This window comes from Cuspidothrix issatschenkoi CHARLIE-1 (assembly GCF_002934005.1).
In the GTDB taxonomy this organism is placed as follows: Bacteria; Cyanobacteriota; Cyanobacteriia; order Cyanobacteriales; family Nostocaceae; genus Cuspidothrix; species Cuspidothrix issatschenkoi.
In genome coordinates this window covers 1-22,261 of sequence record NZ_PGEM01000017.1, presented here as the reverse complement: position 1 = coordinate 22,261, position 22,261 = coordinate 1, and the positions used below count along the sequence as shown (strand labels likewise).

The 22,261-nt window shown below is 37.7% G+C and carries 21 protein-coding genes and 3 pseudogenes; 8 read left to right on the top strand and 16 right to left on the bottom strand.

Annotated elements, in window-relative coordinates; all coding sequences use genetic code 11:
• The 3 genes and pseudogenes from CUN59_RS21865 to CUN59_RS02505 form a co-directional block, all read left to right on the top strand.
• Positions 1 to 144 (top strand): annotated as a pseudogene (locus tag CUN59_RS21865) (RNA-guided endonuclease TnpB family protein); the annotation flags it as partial.
• 32 nt (positions 145 to 176) lie between these two features.
• Positions 177 to 635, top strand: coding sequence for a J domain-containing protein (locus CUN59_RS02510; protein WP_104386353.1), 459 nt, complete (start codon positions 177 to 179; stop codon positions 633 to 635).
• Between the two features lie 64 nt (positions 636 to 699).
• A complete protein-coding gene (locus tag CUN59_RS02505) occupies positions 700 to 966 on the top strand; it encodes a DUF3143 domain-containing protein (RefSeq protein WP_104386351.1) in 267 nt (88 codons plus the stop codon).
• Between the two features lie 111 nt (positions 967 to 1,077).
• Here the strand turns inward: CUN59_RS02505 and uppS are convergent, their stop codons facing one another.
• The 3 genes from uppS to lysA all read right to left on the bottom strand — a co-directional run bounded on the left by uppS (position 1,078) and on the right by lysA (position 4,291).
• Entirely contained in the window at positions 1,078 to 1,827 is a 750-nt protein-coding gene (gene uppS, locus CUN59_RS02500) for an undecaprenyl pyrophosphate synthase (protein ID WP_104386350.1), read from the bottom strand.
• Entirely contained in the window at positions 1,824 to 2,792 is a 969-nt protein-coding gene (cdaA, locus tag CUN59_RS02495) for a diadenylate cyclase CdaA (protein ID WP_104386349.1), read from the bottom strand. Before cdaA ends, uppS begins: the two co-directional genes overlap by 4 nt.
• A gap of 86 nt (positions 2,793 to 2,878) precedes the next feature.
• Positions 2,879 to 4,291: a diaminopimelate decarboxylase gene (gene lysA / locus CUN59_RS02490; RefSeq protein ID WP_104386348.1), complete on the bottom strand. Its 1,413-nt coding sequence runs from the start codon at positions 4,289 to 4,291 to the stop codon at positions 2,879 to 2,881.
• 340 nt (positions 4,292 to 4,631) lie between these two features.
• Between lysA and rimI the strand changes: the two genes are divergently transcribed.
• Positions 4,632 to 5,156: a ribosomal protein S18-alanine N-acetyltransferase gene (rimI, locus tag CUN59_RS02485; RefSeq protein WP_104386347.1), complete on the top strand. Its 525-nt coding sequence runs from the start codon at positions 4,632 to 4,634 to the stop codon at positions 5,154 to 5,156.
• Positions 5,157 to 5,230: 74 nt separating this feature from the next.
• Here the strand turns inward: rimI and CUN59_RS02480 are convergent, their stop codons facing one another.
• From CUN59_RS02480 to petB, 5 genes and pseudogenes are all read right to left on the bottom strand, one after another.
• Positions 5,231 to 5,602, bottom strand: coding sequence for a hypothetical protein (locus tag CUN59_RS02480; RefSeq protein ID WP_104386346.1), 372 nt, complete (start codon positions 5,600 to 5,602; stop codon positions 5,231 to 5,233).
• A 123-nt stretch (positions 5,603 to 5,725) separates the two neighbouring features.
• Positions 5,726 to 6,446: pseudogene (locus CUN59_RS02475) on the bottom strand (glycosyltransferase); the annotation flags it as partial.
• 31 nt (positions 6,447 to 6,477) lie between these two features.
• Complete coding sequence (locus CUN59_RS02470; protein ID WP_104386345.1) at positions 6,478 to 6,915, bottom strand: ATP-binding protein; 438 nt, start codon at positions 6,913 to 6,915, stop codon at positions 6,478 to 6,480.
• Between the two features lie 422 nt (positions 6,916 to 7,337).
• Positions 7,338 to 7,820, bottom strand: coding sequence for a cytochrome b6-f complex subunit IV (petD, locus tag CUN59_RS02465; RefSeq protein WP_104386344.1), 483 nt, complete (start codon positions 7,818 to 7,820; stop codon positions 7,338 to 7,340).
• A gap of 180 nt (positions 7,821 to 8,000) precedes the next feature.
• Positions 8,001 to 8,648, bottom strand: coding sequence for a cytochrome b6 (gene petB / locus CUN59_RS02460; protein ID WP_104386343.1), 648 nt, complete (start codon positions 8,646 to 8,648; stop codon positions 8,001 to 8,003).
• Positions 8,649 to 9,064: 416 nt separating this feature from the next.
• Here petB and ctpA point away from each other — a divergent pair, with 416 nt between their 5' ends.
• Positions 9,065 to 10,306 carry a carboxyl-terminal processing protease CtpA gene (gene ctpA, locus CUN59_RS02455; RefSeq protein ID WP_243406845.1) on the top strand — a complete coding sequence of 414 codons (1,242 nt, stop codon included), beginning with the start codon at positions 9,065 to 9,067 and terminating at the stop codon, positions 10,304 to 10,306.
• Between the two features lie 134 nt (positions 10,307 to 10,440).
• Here ctpA and CUN59_RS02450 read toward each other — a convergent pair whose 3' ends face one another.
• Positions 10,441 to 11,166 (bottom strand): MBL fold metallo-hydrolase, encoded by a 726-nt coding sequence (locus tag CUN59_RS02450; protein WP_104386341.1) that lies wholly within the window; start codon positions 11,164 to 11,166, stop codon positions 10,441 to 10,443.
• 160 nt (positions 11,167 to 11,326) lie between these two features.
• Between CUN59_RS02450 and CUN59_RS02445 the strand changes: the two genes are divergently transcribed.
• A complete protein-coding gene (locus tag CUN59_RS02445; protein ID WP_104386340.1) occupies positions 11,327 to 12,805 on the top strand; it encodes a site-2 protease family protein in 1,479 nt (492 codons plus the stop codon).
• Between the two features lie 279 nt (positions 12,806 to 13,084).
• Here CUN59_RS02445 and CUN59_RS02440 read toward each other — a convergent pair whose 3' ends face one another.
• The 3 genes from CUN59_RS02440 to CUN59_RS21035 are packed head-to-tail and all read right to left on the bottom strand — an operon-like array spanning position 13,085 to position 16,854.
• Positions 13,085 to 14,272 (bottom strand): McrC family protein, encoded by a 1,188-nt coding sequence (locus tag CUN59_RS02440; protein WP_104386339.1) that lies wholly within the window; start codon positions 14,270 to 14,272, stop codon positions 13,085 to 13,087.
• The gene (locus CUN59_RS02435; protein WP_104386338.1) at positions 14,269 to 15,846 is read right to left on the bottom strand and encodes an McrB family protein; all 1,578 of its coding nucleotides are present in this window, start codon (positions 15,844 to 15,846) and stop codon (positions 14,269 to 14,271) included. The genes CUN59_RS02440 and CUN59_RS02435 overlap by 4 nt, the downstream gene beginning before the upstream one ends.
• Positions 15,847 to 15,849: 3 nt before the next feature.
• Complete coding sequence (locus CUN59_RS21035) at positions 15,850 to 16,854, bottom strand: ASCH domain-containing protein (RefSeq protein ID WP_133163987.1); 1,005 nt, start codon at positions 16,852 to 16,854, stop codon at positions 15,850 to 15,852.
• 387 nt (positions 16,855 to 17,241) lie between these two features.
• Here CUN59_RS21035 and CUN59_RS02425 point away from each other — a divergent pair, with 387 nt between their 5' ends.
• Entirely contained in the window at positions 17,242 to 18,726 is a 1,485-nt protein-coding gene (locus tag CUN59_RS02425; protein ID WP_104386337.1) for a bifunctional metallophosphatase/5'-nucleotidase, read from the top strand.
• Positions 18,727 to 19,164: 438 nt separating this feature from the next.
• Complete coding sequence (locus CUN59_RS02420) at positions 19,165 to 20,040, top strand: DUF5895 domain-containing protein (protein WP_104386336.1); 876 nt, start codon at positions 19,165 to 19,167, stop codon at positions 20,038 to 20,040.
• Positions 20,041 to 20,160: 120 nt separating this feature from the next.
• Here the strand turns inward: CUN59_RS02420 and mltA are convergent, their stop codons facing one another.
• The 4 genes and pseudogenes from mltA to CUN59_RS21030 form a co-directional block, all read right to left on the bottom strand.
• Complete coding sequence (mltA, locus tag CUN59_RS02415) at positions 20,161 to 21,393, bottom strand: murein transglycosylase A (RefSeq protein ID WP_104386335.1); 1,233 nt, start codon at positions 21,391 to 21,393, stop codon at positions 20,161 to 20,163.
• 3 nt (positions 21,394 to 21,396) lie between these two features.
• Complete coding sequence (locus CUN59_RS02410) at positions 21,397 to 21,645, bottom strand: hypothetical protein (protein ID WP_104386334.1); 249 nt, start codon at positions 21,643 to 21,645, stop codon at positions 21,397 to 21,399.
• A gap of 85 nt (positions 21,646 to 21,730) precedes the next feature.
• On the bottom strand, positions 21,731 to 21,988 hold the full coding sequence (locus CUN59_RS02405; protein WP_243406847.1) for a zinc ribbon domain-containing protein: 258 nt from the start codon (positions 21,986 to 21,988) through the stop codon (positions 21,731 to 21,733).
• A gap of 205 nt (positions 21,989 to 22,193) precedes the next feature.
• Positions 22,194 to 22,261, bottom strand: a pseudogene (locus tag CUN59_RS21030) (DUF4277 domain-containing protein); the annotation flags it as partial.

Here is a 22,261-nt window from a genome sequence, read left to right as displayed (position 1 = left end):
GAAGGGATAAAGGCGGAAGGTGCAGCCGTCTCTGCTGTAGGAGGGGAGATAAGACCAAAACTTGGGCGAAAGTCTAAGTTGCGGCACTCCCCTGTGAGTACAGAAGCCAACACTGTACTTGGTACTCCAAGTCAGTGTGGGTAGTTCACAATAGAAAAACAGAGTTGATCAAAGTCGTGAATCAAACCGGGGAAAAGCTACAAAGCAGCGACACTACAACATACTATACCCTGCTAGGATTACATCCTTCAGCATCAGTAATTGATATCCGTCGCGCTTATAGAGAACTTAGCAAACTCTATCATCCAGATACAACGGAATTAGCTGCTAATGTTGCTACTGCTAAATTTCAGAAAATTAATGAAGCTTATGCCACTCTTAGTAATCCAGAACGTCGTCTCAGCTATGATTTAAAAATTGGCTATTCCCGTTTTGGTGTCATTCAAACCCCATCTGATTTGAATCATCCTGTGTCTCGTTCTCATGATTGGTCAAAATCAGGTTATTTAGATGCTACAGATCGGCCTTTATCTTCCGGGGAAATATTTGTATTATTTGTGTTGGGGTTGACCATTTTTAGTTGTATTCTATTAGCGATCGCTATAGCCATCTTGCGTGGGGAAGCAATTACTTAAACTCAACTTCACCCCTTAACCACACAATCTTTTTGAATTTTGAATTTTGAATTTTAAATTGCTTATGCTTCCTGCAAATACTCCCCTATATAGTCATCCTCTACCACAAATTGAACAGTGGCTAAAAAACCAAGGTTGTCAACAAGACGATGCCCAACTACACTGTTGGCGAATAAAACGATCTAGTTGGGAAGCAGAACTGTGGTTAGATACTGAGCAAATCACTGTCCGTTACCTCCAAGCAGGGGAAAATAGCCAAGATATTCAACGTTCTTTCAAATATTCTCTCAGTCGAGAAGATATTGAAGAAGCTGTTTTCTCAGGCCCATAAATTGCGTAATTCGTAATTCGTAATTCGTAATTTCCGACTCCCGACTCCCGACTCCCGCAATGGGTAATTCGTAATTCGTAATATAATTTTCTGTCAACCGTCAACCATCATCTAAACTTTCCCAAAACGGCGTTCTCGTTGTTGATAAGTAGATAAAGCTCGATGGAACTCATGACGGTCAAAATCTGGCCAGAGAGTATCAGTAATATAAATTTCTCCATAGGCCATTTGCCAAAGCAAGAAATTTGATAAACGCATTTCTCCACTGGTACGAATTAACAAATCGGGATCCGCAACTCCGGCTGTATATAAATGAGCTTCAAAAACTTCTTCAGAAATATCATCAGGCTGAAGTAAACCTTCTTTTACCTTTTGGGCGATCGCTCGACAGGCTTGTAAAATCTCCTGTCTGCCACCATAATTTGTGGCCACAGTAAACTTAATACTTTGATTATTTTTAGTTTCTGTCATTGAGCGAGAAATTTCTTCTTGCAATCCTTTTGGTAAAGCTTGTAAGTTGCCCACAAACTGAATTTGTACATTCTCTTCGACCATTTCTCGTAGTTCTTGACGCAACACACGCTGGAACAAACTCATCAAAAATTCCACTTCCTCCTGTGGTCTTTTCCAGTTCTCCGTGGAAAAAGCATAAGCAGTCAGGGCTTTAATCCCCCAGTCCTTACAGCAGCGTAACAAATTCTTGAGAGCATCCACACCAGCTTTATGACCCATAATCCGGGGTAAACCTTGGCGTTTTGCCCATCGGCCATTACCATCCATAATTACGGCAACGTGTTGAGGTAGTAATTCTTTTTTTAAATCTAGGGGTAAATATTGCAATTCAGTTTGTTGTATTTTCATTTTTTATCTTGAGAAGCGGTCGTACCCCTACGGGTAAATAAACTACGAGTAGCGTATCGAAGACAAGGTAATCCAGGCAATCGGGAAATTAATTTTAGTAAAGGACTACCAAACTGACGAACTAAACTGAAAAGACCAGGTGCTACAGCTTCCCGATCTACAGTTGGAGAAAATCGAGCCTCTAAAGACTCTTTCAGCTTTTTAATAGTTAGTGGTCTATATAGAGTTCCGCGTTCCGCTAAGGAAATAGAACCCGTTTCTTCAGATACAACAATACAAATACAGTTTTCGACCCTTTCCGTAATTCCCATTGCTGCCCGATGGCGTGTTCCCAACTGCCGTGAAGCTGTACGCCCTGAAAGTGGTAAAATTATACCTGATGATACAATGCGTGAACCACGAATTAAGGTTGCTCCATCATGTAACAAAGTTTTTGGCTGGAAAATAGTTTGGATTAGTTCTTTAGAAATTTCCGCATTCAGCTTCACTCCTGGGACTGAGAAATCTTGCTCTTCAATTGGCCCAGTGGTTTCTAAAATGAGCAAAGCACCAATACGATTTTTTGATAGTTCTTTAACTGCATCAACAATTTCATCAATTACACTATCGGATTTAGGGATTGCCAAGCGATTATTTTGAAATAACTGCCAAAATTCACCACGTCCCAACTGTTCCAAAAAACGGCGAAATTCTGATTGCAGTGCCACAGCCATAGCTACAGCACAGCCAATCACCAATTTTTCCAGAACAAAATTTAGCAAAGGTAATCCTAACTTGCCACTGAGAACCGAGCAAAGCATTAAGACTATAAACCCTCGCACCATCCATAATGTGCGCCGTTCACTAATAATCACCAGGATTATGTATGTCAGTGCCAGCACCAACATCATATCCAGAGTCCCAAGGAGCAAGGACTGTGACCTATCTCCCAGGTTTATCAGCCATTGCTTCCACCAATCTCTCATGACATCTGGATTCTTATAGTCATTTGTCAGTTGTCAATGGTCAGTTGTCAGTTCTGATTTTTCAACCACTGACCACTGACTACGAACTATTTCAGTCTTTCCGGTAAGCAATCTTGTCGAATCAAGTCTTGATAAGTTTCACGCTGCAAAATTAAATTTGCTTCGCCATTTGCCACTACAACTGCTGCCGGTCGAGGGAGGCGATTATAGTTAGATGCCATACTGTAATTGTATGCACCAGTTCCCATAACTACGAGAATATCATTTGCTTCAGTTTTTGGCAGTTGGGCATTTTTAATCAGAATATCTCCTGATTCGCAATGTTTACCAGCCAATGTCACGATTTCGGTGCAAGGAGCAGATATTTTATTCGCAACCACCACACGATAAACTGATTGATAGGTGATAGGACGGGGATTATCTGACATTCCGCCATCAATCGCCACATAGGTGCGAATTTCAGGAATCACCTTAGTAGCACCAACTGTATAAGCAGTGACACAAGATGTAGCAATAAGCGATCGCCCAGGTTCACAAAGTAACTTAGGTAAAGGCAGATTTTCCGATAAACAAGCTGCTTGCACAACTTCACAAATTGCCTTTGACCATTCCACAATGCTTGGAGGATCATCGGATTCTGTATATCTAATTCCTAAACCACCACCGACATTTAATTCTGTCACATTTAAACCATGTTTAGCCGCATCCCGTAGCCACTGCACCATCACCGCAGCTAAATCTCTATGGGGTTGACGCTCAAAAATTTGTGAACCAATATGAGCGTGTAAACCCACACAGTTTAAACTAGGCTGTTGACTAACAAAAGCAAATACTTCCTGTAAATTATTGGGATCAAAACCAAATTTACTATCTAAGTGACCCGTGCGAATATATTCATGGGTATGGCATTCAATCCCAGGTGTTAACCGCAGCATAATCCGAATTGGGAACAGAGAAGAATCTTCTGTTTGTTCTCCTGCTATTTTCACCAATGTATGTAATTCATGCCAGTTATCAGCAACAATAGTACAACCGGACTGAATTGCTAAAACTAACTCATCACGAGATTTGTTATTGCCATGTAAGTAGATTTTATCTGGAGTCATACCCGCACTGAGGGCAGTATAAAGTTCCCCACCGGATACTACATCAATTCCTAAGCCTTCTGAGGCCACAATGGCACAAACTGCTAAACAATTCCATGCCTTAGAAGCATAAAGTACCTGAGATTCTCCTTTATAGTATTCTTTAAAGGTATCTCGATATTGCCTACAAGCCGTCCGCAGGGTTTCTTCATCCAAAATATATAAAGGCGAACCAAACTGTTCCACTAAGGTAGTTACATCACACCCACCGATTTCCAGGTTGTCATGATGATTGACTCTAGCTGTCAAGGGTAGGAGTTGTTGGTTAGGGGAAATATCAGCACTGTTGCTGTTTTGTGGCTGTAAATATTGACGGCCAGAAACTTGAACTTCGACGGGGGGAGTCAATACCATAACTACTAAAACTTCTCTTTGTGAAAAATAAGGGCATGAGTATATGTCCTCGTTCCCAGTTTACCCTCTCATTGGTAACGGATAATGGGTAATTGATAATTGATGATAGGACTTAGGCACTGTACAAATTAACCATGATATGTATGAAGGATATTTGGTCGTTTCAGGCTTGTGGCGATTAACTTCTGATCAATAGGGAACTGCTTGCAGCAGCGCTTCCCTATCGCTCAAAAATCATCAAACAATCACGTAAAAATGCCAGAAATCCAGATATCATATTTTGTTAGTCCTGTCAATGAGTAAGTCTTAGATAATTAACCTTCCCTAATTCTCAAAAATCGTGATTTCATCAGACTTAAAAATTCAATCTTTAACTAGAGACAATCTTACGGAATTGTTAGAACTGGATAAAGCCTGTTTTAATGGTTTGTGGACTATGGAAGGCTATCTACGCGAGTTAGAAAGCCCTAATAGTCATTTTTTTGGCTTATTTTCACCTTTCAATGACTCTGAACTGTTAGGAATGGGTTGCTTTTGGTCAATTTTAGAGGAAGCACACATTACAATTTTGGCAGTTCACCCTGAATATCATGGTCAAGGGTTAGGCAAGGCCTTATTGTGTGTGCTATTGCAAACTGCTATTGATCTGGGTTTAGAAAGAGCTACCCTCGAAGTCCGTGATTCTAACCACGTTGCTATTTCCTTGTATCAAAAGTTTGGTTTCAAAACTGCGGGCAAACGACGGGGCTATTACAAAGATAACAACGAGGATGCTTTAATTCTTTGGCTTTCTGAATTACAGCAGCCACATTTTCTCAAAAATTTCCAGCAATGGCACAAAAAATTGGGGAATATAATTCAGTAGTTCAGTAGTTCAGAAAGAATCATATAAATTTTTTACTCCTGCTCCTGTGATCCCCTGCCTCTTGCCTCCTATAACTAATCTTCCACTGATTTGGCCTCTACTTCCACTGCTGTGATATCAATTGTTCCTTCCGGTGCAAACCTCTGAAATTGGTTGTTCTTTAACGATAACTGCTCTCCACAATTTGTACATTGTAGTTGAGTGTTATTAACTCCTGTTAATTCATATCCACAGACGGGACATTGGCCAGTGACTAGATTTTTTGCTAACCACCAACGAAACCCTAAGAATGCAACCACAGGTAAAAATAACAATAAGCCGAAAATAATTAATAAAGAATTGACTAACCAACCTAAACCCAAGGAGGCTAATAACCAGGAAATTGCTAATAAGGTTAACCAAGGGCGGATATTTTCAAAGTTGAATTGTAAATTTTTAAAGCTCATGTCTCAAATTTGTGCTGCTGACTTTAGAATAGCAAGTTTAGTTCTGGGTGATATGGCGGTATACACTGCAATGAAATATAAAATTGACCGAAAAAGCCTTACCCCAAAGTCTTTTCAACTCTGTCACCTGTCACCGTTTGGCTGACGCTCACGGCCAAGCCTGTCACCTACTATGGATGCTGAATTGAGCAAGAGTTGTTGTAACCGCTGTGGGAAAGTGTATATCCCAAATGCAGCGAGAGTTTGTTCTCTTAGCCATTGTCCATCACAACGTTGATCATTACCTTGGAGAATTTCTATACAGCCGGCTGCTACTGCATCAGGATCACGATGGAGGATTCTCCAACCGAGTTTACCATTCTGTAAGGGGTCAGCAGATCCATCATTATCTCCTGATAATACAGGGATGCCACAGGGCATGGCCTCTAAATAGACAATATCAAAACCTTCTTGAGAGGGCATGATATAGGCATCAGTTAGGTGATAATGAAATATTAATGCTTCTGTGGGGACAAATCCAGTAAAAATGACGCGATCGCTCACGCCTAAATCTTTGGCTAACTGGGCTAATATTGGTCGGTCATCACCCCGACTAATGACTAGATATTTTACATTGTCTTTCTTCACTTTCAAGCGGTTCCCAAACTTCTTTTCCGTAAGTAAGGACAGTATAGGGAATTCCTAATAATTTGCATAAAGTTTTTGTTAAAACAGCTAGTTTAATATGACCACAAAAAACGTGATCAGGTCTTTTTTGGCACAAAAACCATAGTAAAGAAAATACTAATTTCAATCTGCCTATAGTTGGATAAATACTAGAAAAATAGTGAAATTTTAATTTTTCGTATGCAGTTAAAAGTTACTAGGTGTTAATGTTATGGTTCTAAACAATATTTAACAATTAACAAACAATTTCTAGTATCTGAATCGCGTTCATAGACAACTTTCTCTGCCAAACGCCGGAGTAAAAACCAGCCATACCCACCTACTTGCAAAGTACCGGGTTCTGGCTCAATGATCACATCAGGATTAAATGGTTGTCCATAATCCCAAATTCTCATTTCTAGTCTATCAATCCAGAGAATGACTTGAATTTCTATAGTTGTTTCTGGTGGTAAGGAATGATGAGCGTGACGAACTGCGTTAGTAAAACCTTCTGCTAATGCTAGGTTGAGACGATAAAGTTGGCTGTCTGACCAGCCATATTGAGGTAAATATCGCTGACAAAATTTTTCAAACCATTGTTGTACTTGGTATAGGAGCTTAAGATCGCTCTTTACCGTCAGATGGTCTTGCTGCACTATGCTAAGCATTGACCGTGACTTAAATAGTAAAGTAAGTTAAAAATCTGGGAATGTCTGATTAATTGGCTGATTTTAAATTTTGCCATGGGAATTGATTATCCAAGATGAGAGCTTTCAAAGTCTGATCATAATTTTTATTTGATCATGACTTTATTCCCTAATCTTTGAGCATAATTATTACACATCAAAAAAATTAAAATTCTGGTATTTGAGACTGGGAAAGCTGACTGGTGATCATGATCTTCAGATATTCTTTCCACAATCGCAAATTAGTTAACGCCTGTGGATCTTCAAAAGCGTATATCGTTTAACATATCAACTACAAGTAGACAATCAAAAATCATGGCTATTTGTCTGTCAGATATTATCAGGTATACACTTTTGAAGATCACAGACGTTACCAGAGTTAGTTTTCAGTGTAACTGACTCTCTTAGAACAATCCTAAGGTTAAGGATTTATCTAATGGCATTGCAGCACCAATACCTAACCAAATAGTAACAAGGGTACCAAACAGAAATACTGTCATGGCAACAGGACGACGGAAGGGGTTTTGGAACTTGTTGACGCTTTCTAGGAAAGGAACAATAATTAATCCCACAGGTACAGCAGCCATAGCTAACACACCTAAGAGTTTATTAGGTAGTGAGCGTAAAATTTGGAATACAGGGAATAAGTACCACTCTGGCAAAATTTCCAAAGGAGTAGCAAAAGGATTTGCCGGTTCACCTGTTAAAGCGGGATCTAGAACAGCTAGAGCCACGATACAGGCAAAAGATCCCATGATCACAACTGGGAATATGTAGAGCAAATCGTTAGGCCAGGCGGGTTCACCATAGTAGTTATGACCCATGCCTTTGGCGAGTTTGGCTCTTAATTGGGGATCGCTCAGATCCGGTTTTTTTTGCGTTGACATTTCTAAATGCGTTCTCCGGCTGAAGTGAGGTTAAAGCATTGGCTAAAGCCATGAGCTACATAACTGACTCAGAGTTCAGATACTAGTCTATGTTTACAACTTACAAGTTATTTTCCCTCAGTTTAAAACAAACTACAATGATCTGGAAACTAAGTTTTGCCTAGTTGCTAATAACTTTAATTACAAAGGTCCAGAAATACCTTGTTTGCGGATCATCAGGAAGTGGAACAACATGAAGACAGCAATTAACCAAGGGAGAACAAAGGTGTGGGCGCTGTAATAGCGGGTGAGTGTAGCTTGGCCAACACTAGAACCACCACGTAATAAATCGGAGATCAGAACACCGACTACGGGAATTGCTTCTGGTACACCACTAACGATTTTTACAGCCCAGTAACCAACTTGATCCCAAGGTAGAGAGTAGCCTGTTACACCGAAGGAAACTGTGATCACAGCCATGATTACACCGCTCACCCAGGTTAATTCACGAGGCTTTTTGAAGCCACCTGTTAAATAAACGCGGAAGGTGTGGAGAATCATCATCAGTACCATCATGCTGGCTGACCAACGGTGGATGGAGCGAATTAGCCAACCAAAGTTGACTTCATTCATGATGTACTGTACCGAGGAGAAAGCTTCGGCAACGGTGGGCTTGTAGTAGAATGTCATGGCAAATCCAGTGGCAAACTGGATGAGGAAGCAAACTAGGGTAATTCCACCTAAGCAGTAGAAAATATTAACGTGGGGAGGAACATATTTGCTGGTTATGTCATCAGCAAGTTCTTGGAGATCCAAGCGTTCCTCAAACCAGTCATAAACGTTGGCCATACAATCTCAAGTTCCTAAAAATAGATTGCGGTTGATAAGTTTTGTTATGCGAAGCCCTGTCATAAGTGACTATTAGACTAATCTCAGTTAGAGGGTTCGCTTCTCGCTTCATCCAAGGGAATAGGTTTCTACTTGTCCACGAGCGTAAATTAGGGTGTAACTCACCCTATGTTTGAGCAATCTTCCTGTCTCTGGTCTTTAGTAAGGCAACACTGACAATATTGACTTCAAAGAAAATTTTATCGTTGATCAGGAAGGATGATCTTTAAGAAAAGTTGGATTAGCAACTTTATGAGAAGAATGCACTTCTTCTATAAAAAAAGTAACATAGTCGAGAGATAGATTTCATCAACAACACAAGTAGCATTGAAAGTTTTAGGGAATTTGAGTCTGAGATGGAACTGAAAACAGGGTTCATGAATCAATGGGTTGGGCGGTTTTGGCGGCTAGGATGTTCACTGGTACTGGTTTTTTGCTTGGTGCTGGGAGGGTTTGTTTCTCCAGCTTTAGCTATGACCCAAGAACAAAAGCTTGTTTACGAAGTGTGGCGAATTTTAAATCGCTCTTATCTGGACGGGACGTTTAACAGCCAAAATTGGGTTGATGTGCGACAAAAGGCATTAAAACATTATTTTCCGAACCAGAAAGCTGCTTATACCACAATTCAGGATATGCTCAAGAGTCTGGATGATCCTTTTACCCGTTTTCTTGAACCTGAGAAATATCGCAGTTTACAAGTGAACACTTCTGGAGAATTAACAGGTGTGGGATTACAAATTGCTTTCAATCCCCAAACTGGTATTTTGGAAGTAATTGCACCTATTGAAAATTCTCCAGCCCAAAAAGCAGGTTTAAAACCACGCGATCGCATTTTGAAAATTGAGGGATTATCTACAGAGAATCTCAGTATTGATGAAGCTGCGGCGCGAATGCGGGGTCCTGCTGGCAGTGTTGTGACTCTCTTAATTAGCCGAGCAGGAGAACAGGATCAGGAAGTGGTCTTGGTACGAGATCGGATTGCGCTTAATCCTGTAATAGCTGATTTACGCCTATCCCATGAAGGCGATAAAATTGGCTATCTCCGCTTGAGTCAATTTAGTGCCAATGCTGTTAAGGAATTGGCACACGCTATTTCTATTTTAGAAAAAAAAGGCGCGTCTGCCTATATTCTTGATTTAAGAAATAATCCCGGTGGACTTTTACAAGCGGGAATAGAAGTCGCTCGTCTATGGTTGGACTCTGGAACAATCGTTTACACTGTCAATCGTCAAGGGATTCAGGGTAATTATGAAGCTTTTGGTCCGCCGTTGACAAAAGATCCTTTAGTGATTCTAGTTAATCAGGGAACTGCCAGTGCCAGCGAAATTTTAGCGGGTGCATTACAAGATAACCACCGCGCCCAGTTGATAGGTGAAACTACCTTTGGTAAGGGCTTAATTCAATCTTTGTTTGAATTATCTGATGGTTCTGGCTTAGCGGTGACAATTGCTAAATATGAAACTCCTAACCATCGAGATATTAATAAATTGGGAATTAAACCAGATCAAATAATTCCCCAACCACCAATTAACCGTGAGCAAATTGGCACGGAAAAAGATGCCCAATATCAAGCAGCTATAGAACTTTTGAGTAAAAATTTGGTGATAGGGAATAGGTGAGAGGTGCAGGGGAGAAAATTCTATTCCCTCTTAACCATTACCTATTTCGTGACGTACTCCACACACTCCTTTATGCCTTGCGGCACGCTTGCGCGAACAGGTGAGTGTGGGCTTCTGGGCGACTCTTCTCTAAATTAAAAGACTGCTTGCATTTCCCGCAAAGTTGGTAAATTCAAGTTAAGAATTTTTTGGTATGCTTGATCTATAGAGGCTTGACCTCTAAGGTAGCCTGTATTAGAACCTGGGCAAATATGATTTAGACTTTCTGCTGTAAAGCGATCGCGTAGGGATTGAATGCTTCTAAGTTGTCGTGGCCAATGAAAGGTTTTAGATGTGCGTAATGGCACAGGTTCACCATACTGGTTTGGAACTAAATGCCGACCAGAAAATAAAACGCCGTCAAATTCACGATAGTATAGACATGATGAGCCTGGAGAATGGCCTGGTGTCCAGATAATTTCTGTGGTGGCTTTGAGAGTGAACTGATCAGAGAAGGTGGTGAGAGTTAAACCAGGCAATAAATAAGCTTCTTGTTCTTGAATCAGAATTTCGCAGTTTAAGATTTGCTGATATTCTGCAGCCTTGCCAATAGCACCACGATGACTAATGAAAAACCACCTGACTCCGCCATGTAAAGACAAAAAATCTTGATTTATTGGTTCTAGGGCAGGGCAATCTATGAGAATGTTGCCTTCATTTGTCACAATGAAGTAAGACGTTCCTCCCAAAGTATCCCGATTAGGTGGAAAAGCAAAAATAGTGTTATTTGCTAGAGGGCTTTCCTGAACTGACGTGGTTTGAGGAAATATAGAACGCGGAGGTTTAGTCTGATGAGGAGACTGTTGAGGCAAAGAAGACATAAATGAAAAAACCAAAACTCAGGACAGGTGAATAATTAGGTTACAGTGTATTTAACATTTCTGTTAACTGTAATAGAAAGATTAGGGTGTGCAGTCTTGCTTGTAATTAAAATCTGTAACGGAAAATACAAGTAAGGTATTCTATTAAGTAGAAAATATCATGGTATTTTTGTTTCTCCTCATTTTGGGGTTATTAACTTATTTAATGATGCAACAAACTGTTGCACGGGCTACAAGAACTCCTATATGGTTGTTGTGGTTAGTTTTAATGACTCCAGCATTTTTATTAGCTGGTTGGTCTTTAGTGTATGGTGTCAAGCAAACACCGCCCTCAGAATTAATTCTCTGGGTCTCAGCAGTTTGTTTATTATTGTATTGGCTGTTATTTAATTGGGGACGACAGTTACCTGCAAATCCAGAAAATCAAGGAACAGAAAATCCATCAGCAGGAAATAATAATCTTCCAAGAGAAACAACACCAGTACGGCCGATTGATTTAGCAGAAGAAAGCCAACTGCGAAATTGTTTTCCTTGGGGTGTATATTATGTACAAAAGATAGATTATCAACCTCAGGCAATAATTTGTCGTGGTCAATTGCGAACTATATCTAGTGAGGCTTATGCACAAGTTAAAGCTAATATTGACAGAGTATTTGGCGATCGCTTTCTAGTCATATTTCAAGAAGGAATGAATGATAAACCCTTCTTTGTTTTAGTTCCCAATGCTCAAGCAGCTAAACAAAATAACCAACGTAATGCAGAAAAAATTACCGAGCCAGGGTTAGCCATACTATTATTAGTATTAACTTTATTTACTACTACTTTAGTAGGATTGAGAATTGCTGGTTTTCACATCACTCAATTGGAATCTGATCTGACATTATTTATTCAAGGTTTACCTTATGCTTTAGGATTAGTGACTATTTTAGGTACTCATGAATTAGGACACTATTTAACAGCTAGATTTTATCAAATTCGCTCTACCTTACCTTATTTTATTCCTGTACCTTTTTTCTTAGGGACATTTGGGGCTTTTATTAAAATGCGGAGTCCTATGCCTCACCGCAAAGCTTTATTTGATGTGAGTATTGCCGGTCCTTTAGCGGGATTTATTATTACTATACCTTTACTAATGTGGGGTTTAGCTAATTCTGAAATAGTCAGTTTGCCGGAAAAAACAGGACTATTAAACCCGAATGCACTGAATCCTAAATACTCCATTTTATTGGCTTTACTGGCGAAATTAGCTTTAGGGAGTGAACTAACTGTAAAATCTGCCCTGAATTTACACCCAGTTGCAGTGGCGGGATTATTAGGATTAATTGTTACTGCTTTAAATTTGATGCCCGTAGGACAATTAGATGGTGGTCATATTGTTCATGCGATGTTTGGACAACGGACTGCGGTGATGATTGGTCAAATTGCTAGATTCTTATTATTACTCTTTTCTTTTATCAGAGAAGAATTTTTATTGTGGGCAATTCTTTTATTATTTGTTCCTTTAATTGATGAACCGGCTTTAAATGATGTCACAGAATTAGATAATAAAAGGGATTTTATGGGTTTAATTGCTATGGCTTTATTATTGTTGATTATTTTACCCTTACCTGAATCTTTGGCGAATTTGTTGCAGATTTAGGACATTTTTTGTCAGAATCAGGATGTCCAGGATTTAAGGATCTACAGGATTATTTTTTATCGGGTGGATATTGTGAATTCATTATTGCTGATCATGTTAAATCATCTCTTAAAATTTATTTGATATCTCTAGGGAATTTAAGAAAAAAGGTAAGGATTCAGGATAGAAAATACTCTAAGTCAGGAAAATCAAGGCTTTTGGAGTAGGTTATGATGATTTTTAAGAAAATATCACTTGCCTGTATTCCTGATTTTATAAGCATTCTGACTCGGTGAATTCTTACGAAAAAAGTTTTTTTAAAAATTCTTTTCCCGCATCTTCAAGATTTTCATGGAGAGAAAAAGTAAGACTACGAACTTTAATATTTCCAATGTTGTATTGATGAAAAGAATTATTTAACACTTTAGGATAAACTAACACAGCTTCAGAACAATGTTTAGAAACTGCATAAGTTACTACTTGATTTAGATCATTATCAGGAATCTTCTCTGGATTTTTATATTTAGTATCGAGAATATATTTAGGAGTTGAACTTTGAGTATCGTAGATAATTAAATCAGGTTTAAAATATCTGTTTTTGTCTATGAAAATTTTTTCTTGAGTTTTGACAGAATTTGGCGGTAAATTTACCTTTAACCATTCTGCAACAAACATTTCATAAAGACGCGCCATATTTACTAAAAACGGTAAATTTGTATTTTTCCCTATTTCGTGACTGGGGATAGTATTATCTAAAAAGAATCGGCAAAGTTGATGTAATGTATAATAGTCATTATTCAAACGGTGGTAATTTCGCTCAATACAATCTTTTGAATTACAAGGTTGTAAAGATACCATTCCTTGCATAGCGTGATAGGCTTTTCTAACTATTTCTGATACTTTCTCTGAACAACAACCGCTATGGCCAATATGAAACAACGTCCAAAATAGAATTTGATTATCTATAATATCCGCAGTGTGTTCTTGATATTCACATTGTAATTTTATATCCCAAGGTTTTTTAATCATTTCTTGGACATTTAACCTACCCCGTACATAAGTTAATTTTTCAGTTTTGGGTACATAACTACGATATAAACCTTTACGACAGCGTTCTATAATTTTTTCCGCTAAAATATAAGCAAATTTATTGTAAAAATCCTCTACAGAATCACAATTTATTAAACCATCAAGAAATTGAAAGCTTTTTAAATTGTAAGCATATTCCAACATTCCAAATAAATTTTTAATTGGGACTTTAGGATTTATTTTTAAAGCAAAGTTAGCGTTTATAGGAATATAACCGATCCATCCCTTAGCGGTTAGTTTCCATTGATAACGAGTTTTGTAACTGGGAGGATCTACATCTACCAGGTTTTTGTATTTTTCATGTAATATGATTTCAACTTCTTCGGAAATTTCATCACGTTCAAAAGATTTAGATTGATATTCAGTAAGTTCAATAATTTTTAAATTTCCTGGTTTCATATCGTTAAAGATTCCTTGATTTTATCCCAGCGAAAATCATCTACTTTTTCTAGATTGTTAAAAAAGTATTCTTCTAAATATGGTTCTATTTCCATCTTCCAAATATCTTCTATATCTTCTCGTAGGTTGCGAGTTAAAAAGAAAGAAATACCAATTTCATAGTTTTTATCATCAATTGCGTTATTTAATCGTTTTAAAACATTAATTAAATCCATAACCGCAAAATCTGTATGTTGGTGGTATTTTATTAAAACATCATAATTAGGACGTAATTCAATAAATGCAAAACGACGACGTAAAGCGTGATCAATTTGTGCAATAGAACGATCTGCGGTGTTCATTGTACCAATAATACGGACATTTTGAGGAATACGAAATTTATTACCCCCAGCGAGAGGAATTTCTTGATCACGGTATTCTAACAAATACATTAATTCACCAAAAACCTGGGGTAAATTCGCTCGGTTTATTTCATCAATGATGAGAATACAGGTATCTTGAAATGCTTCTGCTTTTTTGCAAAATTCTAAAAATCTACCGGGAACAAGTGGATATGTTAATTTACCATCTTCACTTTGAGGACGGATACCTTGAATGAAGTCTTCATAGGTGTATGCTGGATGAAATTGGAGTAATTCATAAAAACTATTACCTTCGCTAATTAGATGTTTTGCTATTTTTTCAGCTATGAATGTTTTACCTATTCCGGGTGAACCGTAAAATATGGCTTGACCTTTTCGATTAATTGTGTGTATCCAACGTTTTATAGTTGTCTCTTCAAAACAGATCTCTTGACTGATATCAGATAAAGTATATTTAGGATTAGATTTAATATTTCTATTCACTGTATTAATCTGTTGTTGATTTTGATATTGAAAGTCATATTTTTTGATGGCTATTAGCCAATGACAGAACATATCGAATAAATCATCATCTCGTATAGCTGGTACACCAACTTTGTGCATATCTTGAGCCAATTCTTGAACCAAATTACGTCCTGTATTATTAATTGTGGGATAGTCTATAAGTTTGTTTCCATAGTTTGTATTGGCAAAATAATTAATTAATTTTCGTGATTTGTTGTTTATCAATAAAAATTGATTAGGTTGTAGTGCATTTAAAATAGGAGTTAGCATCCCCATCTGAAAACCTTTAGAACAATGCAATTGTGAAAACTCCATACAATAATTTAATAATTTCTTTGGTTTAGCATTACACGAACATATAAAATTAAAAATGGCAGTAGCAATTTGATCCCAATCTTCACTTTTAGCCCACTTTGCACCTTCAAACCATTCTTTAATATCTTTGGTGACAGATGGGGCAATATGAATCCAAGCACCTCTTTGACGATTATTGATTGTATTACTATGCGGTAAGAGTTGTAACAATACTAATTCTCTGATATTTTCACCTCTATCTGCTGCTGTTCTAATTATCTCAAAGTTACGGCAAGCTTGTTGACGTTGCTCCGTATATGACTTTATATGACTTATCCCATTTGGTGTGTAGGGATAGGAAGTTATAAATTCGTTAAAAAGTTGTGTAAATTCAGATTTGTCATTTAGTAACATAAATTATTTTTTATTAGAAGATATAAGGGATTTATCTTGAATTAAAGACTCAAATAACTGAAATTCATTATGTTTCAAATAACGATAACTTTGTGGAGGGTGAAATCTGGGAATTTTGTCTCTCAATGTTTCCAACTCTATAGGATTATGTAGCTTGTTTACATTTTTAATAAAAATAGCAACTATTGTTGAGGCAGTATCGTAATATGTCTTGTACTCATTACAACTAATTCCAGCTATATTTTTAATAACTTTCCAAAAATCATTTATGTCTTTTGGCTTAGCTTGAATTTCATTTTGAATAATATTATCTACTTCAAATGTAGCAACTAAAGCTTTTGTGGGAGATGAAACATATACTAAAACTAAGTCACCATCTTTTAAGCGAGTACGAACACGACGGAGTTCTACTTTTTTCTGTCCAGATAATATCATTTCCGCGTATTTCGGTTTAATTGATAAAATTAATATATTTTCAGGCATAATTATCTTAGTTTTTAAGTTCTTTTTATACAACCTAAACGGTAAAGTTTCAGAAAATCGTAATTTTGAATGTCCATGATCTAACCACCAAAATCCTAGAGGTTTTCCAGCTTTATTTTTACCTGGTTTTTCGTATTTATAAACAAAACCTAGCCTTGACCACATAAGTTGTAGTTTATAATCAATGCGACAACTTAACCCAATACCCCTATATTTTTCTACAGTAATTTTTTTGAGTTCATTAACTAATAGATCAGGAATACCGTTCTTTCTATATGAGGGAGATATACAAAGATGAACAATAGTAATTCTGTCATAAGAATTACGATATAATAAATATCCAATAGATTCACCTTCAGCGTTAATTGCTACGAGTATCTGACGTTTAGCTGCTCTTTCTACAAAAGCATCTCTAGGAAATAATCCAAGAGTTGCCCTATGAGGCTTCCATAAATCTATTACAGCCGATAAATAGGGAGATTTATCATCTATTGATTCTATTTTTATACTATTATATTTTGTCATAGTTTCAGGTGACTGCGAGTAAGTAAAATAATATCAACTGTAGTTGAACTAAGATAAACCTTTGGGTTTTATTCCTTCGCGTCCTTCGTGGTTCATTCCCTCTTCTCCTCACTCATGTAGCAATTATACCTAACTAACCGCGCTTTTTTGTCAGAATCAGGTGGATATTGTTCGATCATTGTTCCTGTTAATAATTGAACTCGCACACCATGAAAGTATCCTAAAAACTCCGTTGTAATTGCAACGAGAATTATGAAAAAATACTAAAGATAGCAAATGTATAACTTAAGCTGATTTATAGTTAAAAGTTCATAGCCAATTGGTATAAAATAATAAATTATGTCATACTGAAACAGCTAGTTTGAGCAGACTAAATGGGGCAACAAAATGACAACAGTGACAACAGAACGGTTAAAAAAATTTACAATTCTGCATTCCAATGATATGCACGGAGATTTTCTAGCCGAATCTAAGGGTGCAGCAGGTAATCTTATTGGCGGACTAGCACTACTATCAGGATATATCAACAAGGTACGTCAAGAAGAGAAAAACACACTTTTTGTGATTTCTGGTGATATGCTCCAGGGGTCTATGATTGATACTGAATACAAAGGTCTTTCAACGATGGAAATCATGAATTACCTTGCCCCTAATGTCGTGACATTAGGTAACCACGAGTTAGATTATGGGTTTCCTCATTTACTATTCTTAGAAAAGATGGCAAACTTCCCCATAGTCAATGCCAATTTATATATCAAAAAGTATAATAAGAGATTAATGAACCCCTATCTGATCCTGAATGTAGATGGATTTGATATTATGTTCATTGGGATTGTTACTGAAGAAGTGATGAAATCCTTAAAACTCGACACAAGTATTGGGACATTTGTCGGCTTGGAAGATGCTGCTGCGGAAGTAGGCAAGATTTGTAACGCCTATAAAAATGAAGATGTAGACTTAACAATTCTCCTTACTCACATTGGTTTTGAAGAAGATAAAAAACTGGCAGCAATGTTAGATCCTGAATGGGGTGTGGATATGATCATTGGTGGACACTCCCACACTATTTTGGAACAACCAGCACAAGTTAACAACATTCTTATAGCTCAAGCTGGAGTAGGTACAGATCAAATAGGACGTTTTGACATTGTAGTAGACGATGCTACCAATAGCATTGTTGAATGGAAATGGCAACTTATACCAGTGAATAATAATATTGCAGAACCCGATGCTGAACTAGAAAAATTTATTGGTATTTTCAAAGACGAGGTAGATCGCAAATATAATCGGCTTATATCTCGATTAACACGCCGTTTAACCCATCCTCTGCGGGAAATAGAAACCGAAGTGGGTAACTTAATTACAGACAGTTTAGCTGAATCCGCTATGTCTGATGTAGTATTTATAGGCAGTGGTTCAATACGAGGTCAAGAATTAGGTCCGTTAGTGACACTTAGTGACCTGAAAAAAGTTTACCCTTACGATGGTCCACTTTATAGGGTCAAATTAACAGGCCAACAACTGCTCAACTTATTTGCGTACATCATGAGAGCGGAAAACAGAATACCTGGTGAAAGTAATTGTTTTCAAGTAAACAAAGGTGTTCAGGCGGTTTACAATGATGGTGAGAAGAGACTTGAATCTTTGAGCATTAACGGCAAACCTGTAGAAGCTGATAATCAATATACTATCTCTCTACAGGAATATCATTACAAAAATTCAGTTCAGAGCCTAAACCTGACAATTCAAGAATTGACTAAGTTAGGTGATTCTAAAATAGTCACAACATCTGCCCAAAACGTATTGGAAGAATATTTGATCGCTCACCAACTTCTTAATAGTGAAATTGAAGGTAGATTAGTATATAAATAGCAATCTTATTTGATTTGTAAACTACCTATACCACTAACTCCTGGATAAGTTGACATAATAACTCCTAATAAACATATTGTATCGCTCTTACACAGCATAGAATGTGAATTTTAGGAGTGAAATTTTATTCTAATGGTTGAGTTAAGAATAGTGCATAAATAATGAATTTACTGCCGATCATTTAGGTATTGAACCTTTAATTATTGCCAAAAATTGTGTAAAGTTTGAACTATATAACTTGTAACCAAGAATTAACTAATCACTTATCTTCACTTATATAGCAATTATACCCACCCACCTCTACTGAAACCCCAACCAACCACCATCAAGAGGAAATTGTTAAAATCTAATTCAGAAAGTGCCAGTCATCCCATAAGAATGGTACAAAAGATGGTACAAAAGATAAACTTGTAAAATAAAACACGCGGTTATTCTAAAATGGCTAAAGCATCTGCTAAATTCGACTTTGAAGACGAGAAATTTAACGCCCCACCGTCCCAGGTTCTCCCCTGGTGTCAAATGATTAGTCCCCGCTATGGTGAAGATGGTTTACAGAGTTATGGTTTAGCAATTAAACTAGACAACGCCCAAGCCGTTGGTTTTGAACCCGATGATAATTGGCAAGAAATAGAACATGAATTTAGTTCTGGAGAGGTGGAAACGGTATTTATTAGCACTACTCCCAAATTAGTAATTATTCGTCGTGGTCCTTTATCTGTTCAAGACCGAGAAACAAAAATTAGATTAGGTACATTCAAAGATTACAAAGATGATTTTTTAGCAAATAAACTTAAATTTAAAATTTACACTCGCCATCTGATTTTTTTAGTAGGTGAAAATAAAAAGTTTTTACATCAATCACCATTACAATTAACTCTTAGTGGTGCAGCCGGCGCAAGTTTTGGTAAGAGTTACGCCGAATATCAACAAGGTAGAATATCTGGCGGTTTTGCCGGAGAATTAGAAAAAGCTTATGCAGGTTTTCAAAAGAAACCTCTGACTCCTAAAGGACCTTTATTTCATGCTCACGGCATTTTTTGCCCGGTTATTGAATGTGAAGAAAGGGGGATAGAACCTAATATTGCTTTAGTGGCTTCAACTGTAGATTATAAACATCCCACAATTTCCACTTTAACTGATTATATGATTGCTTCAGATTCTCCTGAATCAGAAATCATTTGTAAAACCTTTGAAGATTATAAAGAATTTGGCAAGGAATTGATTAAAGCAGATGTTTCTAAGGCGGAAATAGCTGGTGTTGCCAGTTCCTATGTATATGCAGATGATGATGAATTTGGTTATCCACCCTATTAAAGCAGGGGAGCAGGGGAGCAGGGGAGAAATTTCTTCCTTCTTTCTTCTTTCTTCTTCCTCCTGAACTCCTGACTCCTGACTCCTGACTCCTGACTCCTGACTCCTGAACTTCTGAAACTCCTATTCTTTTAGTAATAAATAGAATAGTGAACCCCTACCTCCAGAAATACCAGCGCGATCGCCTGCCAGTTGACCAGTTCCCATAAAATAATCTACTCTTCCCGGTCCTTTAATCGCATTACCTGTATCCTGATCTAAAACAAACCGTTGTACTAACCGAGATTCTAATTGTCCGCGATCATTAGGATAGGGAAATGAATTAATAATTAGTGCCAGTGCGCCCGGAGGCATTAGAGATTTATCAGTAGCAATAGAACGGTCTGCGGTGACAGGTATTGCCAGACTACCTATAGCCGGTGCGTTATTAGTTTCGGCAAAGAAAACAAATCTTTCCCAACGCGGTAAATAATTATTCAATTCTCTAGGATTTTGGCGGAAATAACTGATTAACTTGGGCATTGTTAAACCGCTCAGGGGCAATTTGCCATCTTTTGCCACTTCTTTACCGATGCTAGTCCAGGGATAATCAGTTGCGCCGGCATAACCAATAGATGTGGTTTGTCCATTAGTTAATTTAATTTGGGCAGAACCCTGAATATGAATCAGATAGGGATCTAAGCGGTTGCTAAACCAAAGCAGTTCTAACCCCCGTAACCTGCTTTTGTTACCTAGTAAACCATTTTTTCCTTCTAAGTCAACACGTTTGGGATGGGGTTTAGGCCATTTCTGAAAATTTGGTGGCAGACGATACACAGGATACTTGTATACAGCAGTTCTGACGCGGCTGGCCATATACACAGGCCGATAATAAGCCGTGAATTGAACTGTTCCCTGATTATCGTTACCTACAGACCGATAAAAGACAAATTCTCGCCTGATCGCTGCTTGCAATTCTGCTGCTGAACTAGAACTTACCACCAGTTGCCGAAAGTGTAATAAACTCCGACGAACTCGACTGAGGGTAATTTCTTTAATGGGGTAGTTTTGATAAATTTCAGCAGCTTGGTGATGTTGTAAATATAGCAAACTGTTATCTATGGCATTTAGTAGTGCTGTTTTATCTCCATCTCTACCCCAAAGTTGTTCATCCCAACCCAAGCAGTTTTGGGGAGTACAAACGGTGTTGATATCAACCTTTTGCAGTGGAGGTAATTTTGTTGGTGATGGGTTGTGAATAACAGGTATATCTATATCTATTGGCTGTGGAACAGGAACTTGAGCTACAACTGAAGACAGCGGATTGATCAAGCTAATTCCCAGGCTGAACGCAAGCAAACTCAGGTTTTTGATCATTATTTATCTTTCAATACTAGAATTAAAAACTGGTTCTACCCTGATCCCGACAATTTTGGACGGGCGTACGACTAAATATTCACCTTGAATATTCTTAATCGGTACATTAATAAATTCATTGGAATCATATTTAGGGGTTAATACGCCTGTATACCATTTTTGAAATTCTGGAAAAGTAGAAAAGCGCACTTCTTCCCGATGTCCAGTGTCTAAAAGCAGGAAAACAGCAAATTCGTTGGGTGTTCTTGGCATAAATTCACATCACTAAAGATACATATAGTTCATTCTTAGCTAGTTTATACCAAGATGCAAAGATGAGAGGAAAAATTTGATATACTCACCGACCTAAAGACGCGGTGATTCTTGACGTTTCACTGACTGATGCTACCAGAGTAGTCTTACTCTGTCTCTGCGTCCGTTTAGAGTCGTGGCAATGCCCTATCCCGACTTTATTTATATTTTTGGCAGCATTTTCATCACGGTCGTGTTCAGTTCCACAATTTAAACACTGAACCTTCCGAATTTTTAAATCAAGTTTACCCCATTTGTATCCACATTCAGAACAAACTTGACTTGTTGCTTCCCATCTACTAATAACACTGAACTCTCTATTAACTTAAAGATTTTTTCCCCTGTTCCCCGTTCCCTGTTCCCTGTTCCCTGTTCCCTGTTCCCAGTTAAGAGTTCCCTGTTCCCAGTTAAGAGTTCCCAGTTAAGAGTTCCCTGTTCCCTGTTCCCAGTTAAGAGTTCCCAGTTAAGACGTTCCCAGTTAAGAGTTCCCAAGTTATTGTTTCCAGTTATTCGGGATTCATATATAACGGTTTGGAGACAAATCCTAACCCGTTTATTATCATGGCTTTTACTACTT

Excerpts from the sequence above, each read along its gene's own strand:
- CUN59_RS02505 (WP_104386351.1), top strand. The coding sequence starts at position 700 with ATGCTTCCTGCAAATACTCCCCTATATAGTCATCCTCTACCACAAATT.
- uppS (WP_104386350.1), bottom strand. The coding sequence starts at position 1,827 with ATGAAAATACAACAAACTGAATTGCAATATTTACCCCTAGATTTAAAA.
- cdaA (WP_104386349.1), bottom strand. The coding sequence starts at position 2,792 with ATGAGAGATTGGTGGAAGCAATGGCTGATAAACCTGGGAGATAGGTCA.
- lysA (WP_104386348.1), bottom strand. The coding sequence starts at position 4,291 with ATGGTATTGACTCCCCCCGTCGAAGTTCAAGTTTCTGGCCGTCAATAT.
- CUN59_RS02480 (WP_104386346.1), bottom strand. The coding sequence starts at position 5,602 with ATGAGCTTTAAAAATTTACAATTCAACTTTGAAAATATCCGCCCTTGG.
- CUN59_RS02470 (WP_104386345.1), bottom strand. The coding sequence starts at position 6,915 with ATGCTTAGCATAGTGCAGCAAGACCATCTGACGGTAAAGAGCGATCTT.
- petD (WP_104386344.1), bottom strand. The coding sequence starts at position 7,820 with ATGTCAACGCAAAAAAAACCGGATCTGAGCGATCCCCAATTAAGAGCC.
- petB (WP_104386343.1), bottom strand. The coding sequence starts at position 8,648 with ATGGCCAACGTTTATGACTGGTTTGAGGAACGCTTGGATCTCCAAGAA.
- ctpA (WP_243406845.1), top strand. The coding sequence starts at position 9,065 with ATGAATCAATGGGTTGGGCGGTTTTGGCGGCTAGGATGTTCACTGGTA.
- CUN59_RS02450 (WP_104386341.1), bottom strand. The coding sequence starts at position 11,166 with ATGTCTTCTTTGCCTCAACAGTCTCCTCATCAGACTAAACCTCCGCGT.
- CUN59_RS02445 (WP_104386340.1), top strand. The coding sequence starts at position 11,327 with ATGGTATTTTTGTTTCTCCTCATTTTGGGGTTATTAACTTATTTAATG.
- CUN59_RS02440 (WP_104386339.1), bottom strand. The coding sequence starts at position 14,272 with ATGAAACCAGGAAATTTAAAAATTATTGAACTTACTGAATATCAATCT.
- CUN59_RS02435 (WP_104386338.1), bottom strand. The coding sequence starts at position 15,846 with ATGTTACTAAATGACAAATCTGAATTTACACAACTTTTTAACGAATTT.
- CUN59_RS21035 (WP_133163987.1), bottom strand. The coding sequence starts at position 16,854 with ATGACAAAATATAATAGTATAAAAATAGAATCAATAGATGATAAATCT.
- CUN59_RS02425 (WP_104386337.1), top strand. The coding sequence starts at position 17,242 with ATGACAACAGTGACAACAGAACGGTTAAAAAAATTTACAATTCTGCAT.
- CUN59_RS02420 (WP_104386336.1), top strand. The coding sequence starts at position 19,165 with ATGGCTAAAGCATCTGCTAAATTCGACTTTGAAGACGAGAAATTTAAC.
- mltA (WP_104386335.1), bottom strand. The coding sequence starts at position 21,393 with ATGATCAAAAACCTGAGTTTGCTTGCGTTCAGCCTGGGAATTAGCTTG.
- CUN59_RS02410 (WP_104386334.1), bottom strand. The coding sequence starts at position 21,645 with ATGCCAAGAACACCCAACGAATTTGCTGTTTTCCTGCTTTTAGACACT.